The sequence below is a fragment of the Streptosporangium jomthongense genome, assembly GCF_042650425.1.
GTDB lineage: Bacteria > Actinomycetota > Actinomycetes > Streptosporangiales > Streptosporangiaceae > Streptosporangium.
On the sequence record NZ_JBHSBC010000019.1, the window covers coordinates 20,786 to 32,921 of the forward strand.

The following is a 12,136-nucleotide window of genomic DNA, read 5'->3' on the forward strand; positions in this document are numbered from 1 at the left end:
AGCACGGACGCTAGGCCGCCAAGGACTCGGTTCGATGAGCGCGGAGGAATCAGACGGAGACGGGAAGGTTAATGACCCACACACCAACCGGGAAAAGCATGGTGGCCGAATCGGGGTTACGGATGTCTATCCACAAGGCCAGGTACCGGCCCGAGCACGTGGACCCGGGCCGTGGGGATGTCGAAGTAGAGGCCGACCAGCTCCAGCCGCCCCCGCCCGACCAGCTCGGCCACCCGGGGAACGGTCAGCAGGTTCTCCAGCTGTTGGACCACGTTCGTACGGCACAGCCGGTCGAGCGCCCCCTCGTCGGCTCCCGCGTCCGGGCCGGAGAGGAAACGCGCCAGGCTGTGGTCACCGTGACGCAGCCAGCGGCCGAGTGAGGGCAGCCCCGCGGCCTTCTCGCCGCCGTCGAGCAACGCGGCCATCGCCCCGCAGCCCGAGTGGCCGCAGACCGTGATCGTCCTGACGCCCAGCGCGCCGGTCGCGTACTCGATCGCGGCCATGACCGAGTCGTCGCGCGGCACCGCGCCCCAGCGGGGGACCAGGTTGCCGATGTTACGGACGGTGAACAGATCACCCGGCCCGCTGGCCGTGATCAGGTTGGGCACGACCCTGGAGTCGGCACAGGTGATGAAGAGATGGGAGGGGTCCTGCCCACGGGCCATCGCGTGCAGGAACGGTCTGACCAGCGGCGCCGTACGGCGGTGGAACTCCCGCGCCCCGGCGAGCAGGTGGTCGGGGGCCGGGACCGGTCCGGCCCGCTCCGGCGGAGACCCAGCCGGGGAGGGCCCGGCCGGCAGTAGCGTGGGACCGCGCCGGTGCGCCCAGGGCAGCCACCAGCGCTCAGGGTCGCGGGGCGGCGACTTCGCCGGGAACATCCTGGCGCCACCGGCGGCCATGGCGTACCACTCGTCGTGAAGCTCGTCGACGTCCACGCTGCCGCCCCCGCGCTCGTGCTCCTGACGCCAGGCGTGCACGGCCTCGAAGGCCGCGTTGTCCATGAAGTCGATGTTCAGGTCGAGGTCGACCGCCACGCCGGGGGGAACGGTGTGCAGCTCCGCGACGATCCTGGGCACGCCGAGGAAGGTCAGCGAACCGCCGATCAGCACGTGCCAGCGGCCGTCGGGCTCGGGCCTGGCCCGGACCGTCACCCCGGTGAGGCGGCGCAGCGCGGACAGCGCGGCCAGACCGAGACCGAGCAGCACCCCCTCGGGAAGACCGAGCAGCACGACCCCGGCCATGGTGGCGAAGTAGATCGGGATCTCCCCGTGCCCGTGCAGGCCACGCAGACGTCGCAGATCGGCCATCCGGACGCCGATGAAGATCAACAGGGCGGCCAGCGCCTCGGCGGGGATCAGCGTGATCGTCCGCCACAGGCAGACGGCGAACAGCAGGATCCACAGGCCGTGCAGGACCGCCGACCAGCGGCTGCGCGCCCCGGCGCGCAGGTTGGCCGTACTGCGTACGATCACTCCGGCGACGGGCAGCCCGCCCAGCGCGCCGCTGACGATGTTGGCCACGCCCTGCGCGGCGAGCTCCCTGTCCAGGTCGCTGCGCCCGCCGTCACGCTGCTTGTCGACGGAGACCGCGCACAACAGCGACTCGACCCCGGCCAGCAGCGCCACCAGCAGCACCGCTGCGACGATCCCGTGCCAGTCTCCCTCCGGCCACACCGGGGCCACCCAGCCGACCAGGCCGGCCGACAGATCGAGCCGGGTGACATCCCAGCCGGCCAGCAGGGCGGTCGCCGAGGAGACGGCCAGGGCGGCCAGCGGCGCGGGCACGATCCGTGACCGCCGGGGCAGCCGGTTCCAGCCGAACATGACGCCGACGGTGAGCAGGCCGACGAGGACCGCGTGACCATGGACGGCGGCGAGCTGGCCGGGCAGCTCGGCGAGGTTCTCCACGGCGGAGCGCTGCGGGGCGCCGCCGAGCACCACGTGCACCTGGCCCAGGGCGATCACCAAACCCACCCCGGCGAGCATGCCGTGCACCACGGCGGGGGAGACCACCAGCACCGCGCGGGCCACCTTGAAGGTGCCGAGCAGCAGTTGCAGACCGCCCGCCAGCAGGGTGATCAGGCAGGTGGCCCGCCAGCCGTACACGGCGATCAGTTCGGCGACCACCAGTGACAGCCCGGCGGCGGGCCCGCTGATCTGGACGGCGGAGCCCCCGAGGAGGCCCGCGACCACCCCGCCCGTCACCGCGGCGACCAGCCCGGCGGCGGGCGGCGCCCCGGAGGCGACCGCGACGCCCAGGGACAGGGGCACCGCGAGAAGGAAGACCACCAGGGAGGCGGGCAGATCATGACGTACTACGGAGGCGAGGGTGCGTCCGGTGAGTGCGATGTCACTCTTCGTGTTCGTCCCCATGGGCAGACACTACGCTGCCGACGCCTCGCGGTTCAGTGGCCCGGCGTGGCCTGTTACGGACGCCGGGACGGATCGGTCAGCGGTAGTAGTCGGGGTAGTCGGGCTCCTGGGCCCGGTGACGGCTGCCACGGGGAGAGGGCCCCGCCTGCCCGTCGGGGGTCGTCGCGACCTCGGGGACACCGGTGCCGTACAGGTCGCCGTAGCTCGGCCACACCGTGCCCGCGCCGCCACCGGGGGCGGGGGTGGGCTCCGGCCAGGCGGTGGAGGGGACCGGTTCGTGGCCCTGCCCGCCGGAGGGCCTGCCCGCCGTGCGCGGCTGCTCGTCGTAGGAGCCGACCGCCTTGGAGGGCGCGGTCGGGGTGGAGATCGCCGGGGTCGGCCCGGTGAGCGCGTCGTCGTCGATGGTGGCCCAGCCCGTGCTCACCTCGTAGGAGGTGGCCGAAGGGGCGGCGGAGGGGGCGTTGTACACCGGGTTCTGGTAGGAGGCGTACGACGGACCGGGATCGTCGAGGATGTCCGGGCTGCCGGCCGCGGGCCAGCCGCCCGAGGTGGGCGAGGTGGCCCGCGCCCACGGGTTGTCCGCGACGGGCCTGGACGGCTCGGGCACACCGCCGGAGCCGTACGGCGCGGGCGACGGGGCAGCGGCACCCGGCGCGGTGTTCGGGGAGGCGCCCGCGGGGAAGGCGGCGGGGAACCCACCGCTGGTGGTCGGGCCCATCGGAGGCATCGGCGGCGGAACCTGCCCGGCCCCGGGGTCCCGTACGGGGGCCCCGCCCACACCACGTCCGGCGGCACCGGAGGCGGGGGCGGGGGCGGCGCCGCGCGGGCGGGGCGCGAGCGGCTCGTTGAGCGGGTCGGGTCGCGCGGGCGCACCCGGCAGGGGGCCGGGGCCCGTGTTGCCACCGGCCGCGGCGTTCGCGGCGGCGGCGCGCCCGCTCCTGCGGGAACGTGGTGTGCGGGGCTCACCGAACGCGCCGGGCGTCGGGGCCGCGAAGGTCACCGTCTTCTGCTCGGCGAGCGCGGCGGCGGTGGGGGCCGGGTTCGGCTGGACCGGTTCGATCAGGTCGGCGAGGCCGGACGGCAGCGAGGCCGAGGCGACGGCGGGGGCGGGCGGCGGCACGGGAACCTGTGCGGGCCTGGGGGCCTGCGGCCTGTTCGGCAGCGGCGCCTGCACGGTCACCGCGTCGGCGGCCGAGGCCGCGATCGGGACGACAGGGGGGACCGGCGGAACCGGGGCCGCGGGCGGCTGGCCCGGCGTCTCCGACGCGGGACGGCTCGCGCCCATCTTGGCTGCCAAGGACCCTCCGAAACCGCCCTCGTCAGCCTGGAGCCGCGTCCAGTAGTCGTCGTCGTAGTCGTCGGCCTGGCCGAACTCGTTCACGCCGCGTTTCCCCCGCGAACCCGCGGGACGGGGCGGACGGGGCGGCTTCGGCTCGTCGAACGGGGTCAGGTCGGGACTGAAGTGCTTCATCTTCGGTTCCCGGGTCGCGAAGTCGTCGATGGACAAGGCAGGCGTCTGCGCCTCCTTCTCCTCCAACTCGCGAAGGCGTTCCGCGGGGAGCGCACTCTCCCTGCGGTTCATCGACCGCATGCCCAGTGCCACGACGACGAGCACGAGGAGCACGACGGCGACCAGACCTGCTACGACCGCGATCATTGCACCACCCTCAAGGCCATGGCCTTCCAGCGGCGCCGGTGAGGTCGCGCGGCCATCGACGCGACCTGCCCCCTTGCATCACCTGCGCACGGACATTGGATCTGATTGTGTCGGACCACTATGAGCGTTGTCACACCCTAAGTGAAGAATCGGTAACCATTACTACCTCCGGTGTTTGACCTGTCACTCGATGTGCGTCGTGGTGAGCCGGCCCCAGGCGATCGTCCTGGAGGCGATGCTCTTCAGGGTCTTCTCAAGGGAGGCGCCCTTGGGAAGCTCGATCCGGTCGTTGAGCGCGTAGACGGTGAAGCGGTAGCTCTCCTTGTCGCGGCAGGGCGGGCTGTAGCCCGTCTTACCGCTGGTGGTGCTTCCCTCCACGGCGCCGACCGGGACGCTGTCATCGGCCAGTTCGTTGGTGCGCGGGTCGATGTCGAACACGACCCAGTTCACCTCTCCACCGGTGCGTGAGTTGTTGTCGACCACGATCGCGACCGACTTGGTGTCGTTCGGAATCCCCGACCACCGCAGTGGCGGGTTGCCCGCCGACCCCTTGCACGAGTAGTCGGAGGGCAGAGCCGTGCCGTCCCGCAACTGGGGGCTGGAGACACTGATCGGCTCCAGCTGCAGCCGGTCGGCGGACGCGGAGCCGCCCGTCAGGCCACAGCCCGAGGCAACGACGACGAACGCCGCGGCCAGTGCCGTCCCCACGGCAGGTCGCGGGCGGCGTGTAGACGTGTGCGGCTGCCCCATGCCCGATGATGCTACGCGGATCTGGCAGATGCGCAGACCGGATCGCGAGGTTCCATGGCGCGGAAAAACCCGGGAATCGGACACGAACCCGGGGCGGAGAGAGCGCTTCCCGGTTCGGGGGCCGCCGCCCCGGCGGGAGGAGGCGCCCATGCCCCGGAGCCCTCGCATCCATCCCCACCTGCCGATATCCGGAGCCGATGATCGACGATCAAGGTATGGGCGCGGCCTCGCCGCGGGCGGGACGGCCGCCTTCCGGACGGGCGGCCCGGCCCGGTTGTGAATCCTGTGGAGTCGCGGTGCGGGAGTGTCGTGAACGCTCGGGAAACCTCTCGGGGTCGGTTCCCCCCGCGCCCGGGCTCCCCCGGCCTCCCCACGGCCCTCTGGGGCGACGCCAGAGGGCACCGTACGGCCAAGCCGTACAACGCGGGCATGACGGTCAGCCCCCTGGGACGGAACCCTTTAGGCTGGCACCGTGAGAGACCACGCCGAAGAGCACGCCGAACCCGAGAGGGCGGCCACGGCCCTGCCCGGCACGGGTGGTCATGGTCCCTCACGCGACCTCCTGAGGGTCCCCCTGCGGGCCCCGGCGAACGCGGTCTCCCGCAAGGCGATCGCGCTGTGGCTGTTCGAGGGGCTGTTCTGGTCCGTCGTCCTGATCGGGGGGTCGTTCCTCCTCACGCGCTGGATCGACGGCGACCGCTGGTCCTGGCTGCCCGGATGGGTGCTCGGCAACATCTGGTGGCTGCCCGCGCTGGTGACGCTCGCCACCCTGCCCGCCGCGATCGCCGAGCCGTTCTGGCGCTACGCCGTGCACCGCTGGGAGCTCAGCGGGGACGTGGTCTACGCCCGCTCCGGCTGGATCAGCAGGGAGTGGGCGTTCGTCCCGGTCAGCAGGATCCAGACGGTCGACAAGGCGCAGGGCTGGTTCGAGCGGGTCCTGGGACTGGCCACGGTCGAGATCCGGACGGCCTCCCACGCCGGGTCCTCCACGATCAAGGGCCTCGACTACGAGGTCGCCGCGACCCTGGCCGAGGAGCTCGCACGGCGGGCCGAGGAGCTGAGGGACGACGCGACGTGACCGGTCAGGACGAGGCGCCTCCGAGCCCCGGCATTCACCAGGGGCCGGGGGCCCCGCTCCCTGGTCCGCCGCAGCGGCTGAGCCCCAAGGTGCTGCTGACCGAGCCGATCAGGATGCTCCCCTCGCTCTTCCTGCCGCTGGCCGGGGTGCTGTTCGTCGGAGGTTTCTCGCCGAGCTCCTTCCTCTGGGCGGCCCTCGGCGTCGCCGGTTCCGTCGCCTATGCCGTGGTCCGCTGGGCCACCTTCACCTACCAGGTCGCCGGGGACAGGCTCGAACTCACCCGGGCCCTGGTCAGCAGGTCGGTACGGACGATCCCGCTGGAGCGCGTCCGTGGCGTCGACGTCAGCAACCCGCCGCTGCACCGGCTGCTCGGCATCGCCGTTCTGAAGATCGACACGGGCGCGGGCGGCGAGGACAAGCAGGAGGGTGAGCTCGACGGGGTGACGGTCGCGGAGGCGGAGCGCCTCAAGGCCGTGCTGCTCCGGCACGCGAGGGCCGGCGCGCAGACGGGCGAGGGCGGCCGTGACCCGGTGGCCGTGCCCGCCGGGCCGTACCAGGAGGGGGTCTCCACGCCGGTGGACCGGCCGCAGGCCGAGCGGGTGCTCTTCGTGGTGCCGCGCCGGTGGCTGGCCTACGGGCCGTTGTCCGGCGCCTACCTGCTGACCCCGTTCGCGCTCGCGGCCGGCGCGGTCGGCCTGGCCTTCCAGTGGGGCAACGAGCTGCGCGTCGACGGACGGTTCCTGGTCGGCGCGGGGGAGTGGCTCTGGGACCACCCCGTGGTGCTGCTCGTGGCCCTGGTGCTGCTCGTACTGGCCATGCCGGTCGCGGGGGGCGTCATGTACGCCGTGTTCAACTGGGACTTCACCCTGCGCGTGCGGGAGGGGTACCTCGTCGCCGGGCGCGGTCTGCTCACCCGCAGGAGCGTCTCGCTCGAACGCCGCAGGGTGCGCGGGTTCGAGCTGGTCGAGGGGGTCGCCGAACGCTGGGCGGGGGTCGCCAGGGCATGGGCCGTCGTGACCGGGCTCGGCGACTCGCAGACCCGGGGTCAGTTGTTGCCCGTGGTGCCCAGGTCCAAGGCGCTGGACGTGGTCGGGGAGGCGGTCGGCCCGACGATCTCCCGGCTGCGGCCGCATCCGCCCGCGGCGCGCAGACGCAGGCTCTTCAGGGCGGTCTTCCCGTGGCTCGTGATCGCGGGCTGCGCGGGAGCGGCCGGGCTCGTGTGGTCGCCGCTGTGGTGGGGGCCCGCCGCCGTCGCCCTGCTCCTGGCGGCACTCGGCGTCCCGCTGGGCCTCGACCGCTACCGTTCGCTCGGCCACGCCTACGACGGGGCCCGCCTGTCCGTCAGGTCGGGTTCCCTGCGCCGCTCCCAGGTCGTTATCGAGGAACGCGCGGTGGTCGGCTGGAAGCTGACCCAGACGCCCTTCCAACGCCAGGCCCGGGTGCTGACCGTGACCGCCGGGGTCGGGGCGGGCAGCGGAGGCTACTCGGCCTTCGACGTCGGCGAGGCCCAGGGTGTGGCCTTCGCCGCGGAGGTCACCCCCGCCTGGCTGGCGCCGTTCCTCCTGACCGGAAACTCCGAGCGGCCCAAGCCGGTGGAGTGAACACCTTCCGTACGGCGAGGCGGGGGCGGCCGGTCTCCCGTGCCGCCCCCGCCTTCGCGTGTCCTGTGGTCAGTCCTGACGTCTGGCGCCGAACATGATCTCGTCCCAGGTGGGCACCGAGGCGCGCCGTCCCCTGGCTCGCTTCGCGGGCCGTGCGGGGGCCGGTTTCGGCGGCTCGACGGGTTTCTCCGCGACCTTCTCCGGGACCTTCTCAGCAGGTTTCTCGGTGACCTTCTCGGCGACCTGCTCTGGGATCTTCTCCGGGGCCTGCTCGGCGGCCCTCTCCACGACGGGATCGGGGGACGCGGCGGTTTCCTTCCTGGCCCGCTCGTCCAGGCTGAGACGCGCGGCGGGCACCGCGGCCGCCTCCTCCTCCGCGGGTTCGGCGGGGACGCCGGTCTCCGCGGACCCGGTGGACCCCGTGGTCTCTGTGGTCTCCCGGACCTCCGGGGACGACTCGGCGGGCGTGGCGACCTCGGTGGTCTCCGTGACCTCGGGGACCTCGGGGGCCGCCGGTTCGGACTCCATGACCTGCTCCCGCGTGGCGAGCGGCCTGGGCGTCACGAGCACCGGGGACTCCTGGGGCCGCATCCGGGCGACGGGCGCGGCCTCGGGGGTCCTGATCGGCTGCTCGAACGGGGCCATGGAGTCGGGCGCGCGCAGCGGAGGCACGGTGGGCCTCGGCGGATCGTAGCCCGGGGGCAACGGCGGCATCGGAGGCTGTGTGTAGGCGGCCGGAGCGGAGCGTTCCTGGGGCGCGGGCGCCTCCGGCGGCTGGGGCGAGTCGTCGGAGGGCGACTGCTCCTGGCGCAGGACCGAGGGGAAGGAGACCGGAGGCTGGCCCAGCGGCTCGGGCGCCAGCGGGGGCACCGGCGCGAGCTTGGCGACCCGGGGCACGAACGGGGTGACCGTGCTGTCCTCGGCCGGCTCGGCCTGGTCGCCCGACGACAGGCGCATGGCCTCGTCGTCGTGCGGGGTGATGTGACGCCGCCGCGGGTCGAAGATCCATTCCGCCCTGCGGCTGTGACCGTTCCACACGAAACCGAGCTTGATCCGCCACAGGTTGTCGTCCCGCTTCGCGGAGTCCCAGTCGATCTCGTCGGCGGGCACGCCGCGACGGGTCAGCCGTTCGGCGACCAGTTCACCGAGGGTGGGGCCGGGAGCGGAGTCCCCAGGAAGCCGTACGGCGCAGCGTTGCGCCTGCTGGGCCATGTACTCACGTTCCTGGAGCACGGGGCCCTCGAACCACCGCACGCGCTCGACCGGGATGCCCGCCGTGGCGGCGATCTCCTCGGCGGTCTCTCCTGCGCGTATCCGGGCCTGGATCTCCTTGGGGCGCAACGGACTCTCCACTTCGATCTCGTACTGGCCGAGACGGGAGAAGTTGCCGCGGACGGCAGCGCGGAGCCGGTCGTCGACGGGCAGCGTGAACCGGGTCCCCCGGCCGGCCGTGGCCAGCACAAGATAGGTCCCGTCCTCACTCACCGCGACGAGACGGAGCTCCTGCATGCGAGTCCCTTCGTCGTCGTGCTCAATCTTCCCCCGGACCCTTGAGTCTCTCGCGTGTGCCGGTTGCCTGCCAGCACCGTACCCGGCATGTCCGAACATCGCCTTCCTGGATGGGGCTCGCAGCGATGTGACGCCGGTCACATTTGCTCCATTTACCTGCTTATCGGGCACCGTTGTGGAGCAGTACATTCGGAGTCCCCGACGGATTCTCCCCAATAACCCAGGGCGCCGTCGCGAACTTGGTGCAAGAGCCCCCGGTTCGGGGCGACCGGCCCGGGTGACGGTCGTCTCCGGCGGACTCCCTCGGAGCCGGGCGACGCGGGCGTCTGCGAATCCGCTCCGGCATCCGCCGTCGAGGCGACAGGCCGCCGGCACGTAACCCTTCGGGGAGGCCGCACGAAGGGGGCGGCCCGGGAAGTTCCCTGGATCGCGGGACGCGCCGGTCAGCCCAGGACGGTGTCCAGATAGTCGTTGGAGAACACCCGTCCCGGATCGAGCAGGTCCCGCAGCCGCAGGAAGTCCGCGAAACGCGGATAGACCGTGGCCAGGTAGGTCGCGTCGCGGGTGTGGAGTTTGCCCCAGTGCGGCCGGCCGCCGAGCCGGACCATGATCTCCTCGACGCCCTCGAAGTAGTCCGGGTTCGGGGTCGGCCGGTAGACATGGCAGGCGACGTAGGCCGAGTCGCGGCCGTAGGCGGTGGACAGCCAGGCGTCGCTCGGCGGGGTGACCCGAACCTCGATCGGAAAGGTGATCCGCCAGCCCCGGCGATCGATCAGGTCACGGGTCTCCCTGAGGGCCTGGGCGAGGTGCTCGCGCGGGATGGCGTACTCCATCTCCAGGAAGCGCACCCGCCGTACGGTCGCGAAGACCTCGTAGGAGGTGTCCACGCGCTCGGAGGCCGACAGCGCCGAGGCCGACAGCGCGTTGATGCCGGGGATGGCGGCGGGCAGGCGCGCGCCGAGCCCGCACAGCGCGCCGAACACCGTGTTCTCCAGGAAGACGTCGTCCAGCCAGTGCCTCAGGGCGCTCTGCGGCCTGGCCGGGCCGGGGTGGCGGTTGTTGCGCTTGGTCAGGCAGGTGTCGGTGTGCGGCAGCCAGAAGAAGTCGAGGTGCTCGTTGTCCGCGGTGATCTTGTCGAGCGAGCCGAGGATCTCGCTCAGCCGCATCGGCTGCCTGACGCTGTGCAGCAGGAACGAGGGCTCGACCGCGAAGGTCAGCGCGGTCACCACCCCGAGTGCGCCCAGGCCGACCCTGGCGGCGTCGAAGAGGTCCCGCTCGGTGACCCCGTCACGGATCTCGGCGGTGCCCTCGCGGGAGACGGTGACGCTCTCGCCGTCGGCGAGCACCAGGTCCAGTGCGATCACCTGGTCGGCCAGACCGGCGATCCTGCCGCCGGTGCCGTGGGTGCCGGTCTGTACGGCTCCGGCCAGGGTCTGGGCGGTGATGTCGCCCATGTTCGCCAGCGCCAGGCCCCTGCGGGCGAGTTCCTCGTTGAACACGCTGAGCGGGGTCCCCGCGGCCGCCCGCACCCAGCCCTCGCCGGTCTGCAGGACGCCGGTCAGCCGTTCGGGCCGCAGGAGCAGGCCGTCGGTCAGCGCGACGCCGGTGAAGGAGTGCCCGGTGCCGACCATGCGCACCCGCCGCCCCGTCTCGGCCGCCCGCCGTACGGCCAGGGCGACCTCCTCGGCTGAGGAGGGCGCGTGGACCTCGGCGGGGACGGCGGACTGGTTGCCCGCCCAGTTGCGGAAGGCGGCGGGGGTCCGGCTCATGGTCGCTCCTCGGCCGGGGATGTCGCGTGGCGTGCCCGGCTCACGCCGCGGGCACGGCTCCGTCCCGCCAGGAGACATGAACCATACTCACGATTGCTCCTGGAGAACAGGGGGCCGCAGCCAGGCGAAGCCGCCCACGCCGACGGCCACGGCCAGCAGGGCGCAGCCGAGCGGGAAGATGTAGGCGCTGGAGGAGCCGTAGAGGTCGGTCAGCCGTCCGGCGGCCCACGAGCCGAGCGCCACGCCGAAGCCGACCGCGGTGGACAGCCACGCCATGCCCTCGGTGAGCAGGCGGGCCGGGACCAGCCGCTCGATCAGCGAGTATCCCGTGATGAGCGTCGGGGAGACGGCCAGCCCGGCGAGGAACATGAACGGCGCCATCACCCCGACGTGCTCGATCAGGGCGAAGGGGGAGACGCCCAGGGCGAAGATCCCGAGGGTGGTGACGAACCGGCTGCGCATCGAGGACTTCCAGCGCCGCGCGCCGTACCAGAGGCCGGACAGCAGGCTTCCCGTGGCGATGACCGACAGCAGCAGCCCGGCCGCGGCCTTGGCGCCGTGCTCCTCGGCGAAGGCCACGGTGATCAGGTCGACCGAGCCGAAGACCGAGCCGACCGCCAGGAAGACGCACGAGAGCAGCGCGACGCCGGGAATGGTGATCGGGCTCCTCGAACTCTCCCCCTTGGGGATGATCGGGGGCTCGGTGCCGCGCTGCATGGCGAAGGCGACGGTGCCGATCACCGTGGAGACCAGGGCGACGATCAGTCCGGCGTACGGGCTGACCGAGGTGGCCAGCGCGGTCACCAGCGCGGGACCGGCCACGAAGATGACCTCGTCCGCGATCGACTCGAAGGAGAAGGCCACGTGCAGCTCGTCCGAGCGGCCCAGCAGGTGGGACCAGCGGGCCCGTACCAGTGAGCCGAGGGACAGGGCGCTGGCGCCCGCCAGGGCGCCGGTGACGAACAGGGTCCACGCGGGCGCGCCCAGTCCGCCGCAGAGCATCAGGCCGCTCAGTGAGACGCCGTGGGTCAGTACCAGGGGGACGGCTATCCTCGCCTGGCCGTACCTGTCGACCAGGCGGCCCGACAGGGGGGCGGCGACGGCGAAGGTGACGCTGACGGTGGCCGCGACCGCTCCCGCCATGGCGTAGGAGTCGGTGAGGGCCTCGACGAGGAGCACGATGCCGATGCCCAGCATCGACATGGGCATCCGTCCGAAGAAGCCCGCGATGACGAACCCCTTCACGCCGGGCCTGTTGAACAATCTCCGGTACGGCCCGACCACGGACTGCCCCTTTCCCACATTTTCGTCGTCGATCGTATCGACCATTTCTAACCAAACCATCACACGGCAACTCATTTTTCGCGCAACAGAGCGAACCGGTGGTGCTTGGGCTAACG

General features: G+C 72.4%; 8 protein-coding genes. 2 read left to right on the top strand and 6 right to left on the bottom strand.

Annotated features, from left to right (window positions below; all coding sequences use genetic code 11):
- Positions 1 to 116 precede the first annotated feature (116 nt).
- From ACFOYY_RS19175 to ACFOYY_RS19185, 3 genes are all read right to left on the bottom strand, one after another.
- The gene (locus ACFOYY_RS19175; protein ID WP_386190456.1) at positions 117 to 2,372 is read right to left on the bottom strand and encodes a SulP family inorganic anion transporter; all 2,256 of its coding nucleotides are present in this window, start codon (positions 2,370 to 2,372) and stop codon (positions 117 to 119) included.
- Between the two features lie 76 nt (positions 2,373 to 2,448).
- The gene (locus ACFOYY_RS19180) at positions 2,449 to 4,029 is read right to left on the bottom strand and encodes a hypothetical protein (protein WP_386190457.1); all 1,581 of its coding nucleotides are present in this window, start codon (positions 4,027 to 4,029) and stop codon (positions 2,449 to 2,451) included.
- 183 nt (positions 4,030 to 4,212) lie between these two features.
- On the bottom strand, positions 4,213 to 4,737 hold the full coding sequence (locus ACFOYY_RS19185) for a YbhB/YbcL family Raf kinase inhibitor-like protein (RefSeq protein WP_352016185.1): 525 nt from the start codon (positions 4,735 to 4,737) through the stop codon (positions 4,213 to 4,215).
- Positions 4,738 to 5,251: 514 nt separating this feature from the next.
- Between ACFOYY_RS19185 and ACFOYY_RS19190 the strand changes: the two genes are divergently transcribed.
- Positions 5,252 to 5,857, top strand: coding sequence for a PH domain-containing protein (locus ACFOYY_RS19190; protein ID WP_386190458.1), 606 nt, complete (start codon positions 5,252 to 5,254; stop codon positions 5,855 to 5,857).
- Positions 5,854 to 7,458: a PH domain-containing protein gene (locus tag ACFOYY_RS19195; RefSeq protein ID WP_386190459.1), complete on the top strand. Its 1,605-nt coding sequence runs from the start codon at positions 5,854 to 5,856 to the stop codon at positions 7,456 to 7,458. The genes ACFOYY_RS19190 and ACFOYY_RS19195 overlap by 4 nt, the downstream gene beginning before the upstream one ends.
- Before the next feature lie 69 nt (positions 7,459 to 7,527).
- Here ACFOYY_RS19195 and sepH read toward each other — a convergent pair whose 3' ends face one another.
- The 3 genes from sepH to ACFOYY_RS19210 form a co-directional block, all read right to left on the bottom strand.
- Positions 7,528 to 8,967 (bottom strand): septation protein SepH, encoded by a 1,440-nt coding sequence (gene sepH / locus ACFOYY_RS19200; RefSeq protein ID WP_386190460.1) that lies wholly within the window; start codon positions 8,965 to 8,967, stop codon positions 7,528 to 7,530.
- Positions 8,968 to 9,410: 443 nt separating this feature from the next.
- Positions 9,411 to 10,736 (bottom strand): D-arabinono-1,4-lactone oxidase, encoded by a 1,326-nt coding sequence (locus ACFOYY_RS19205; protein WP_386190461.1) that lies wholly within the window; start codon positions 10,734 to 10,736, stop codon positions 9,411 to 9,413.
- Positions 10,737 to 10,823: 87 nt separating this feature from the next.
- Positions 10,824 to 12,065 (bottom strand): MFS transporter, encoded by a 1,242-nt coding sequence (locus tag ACFOYY_RS19210; RefSeq protein WP_386190462.1) that lies wholly within the window; start codon positions 12,063 to 12,065, stop codon positions 10,824 to 10,826.
- Between the last annotated feature and the right edge of the window lie 71 nt (positions 12,066 to 12,136).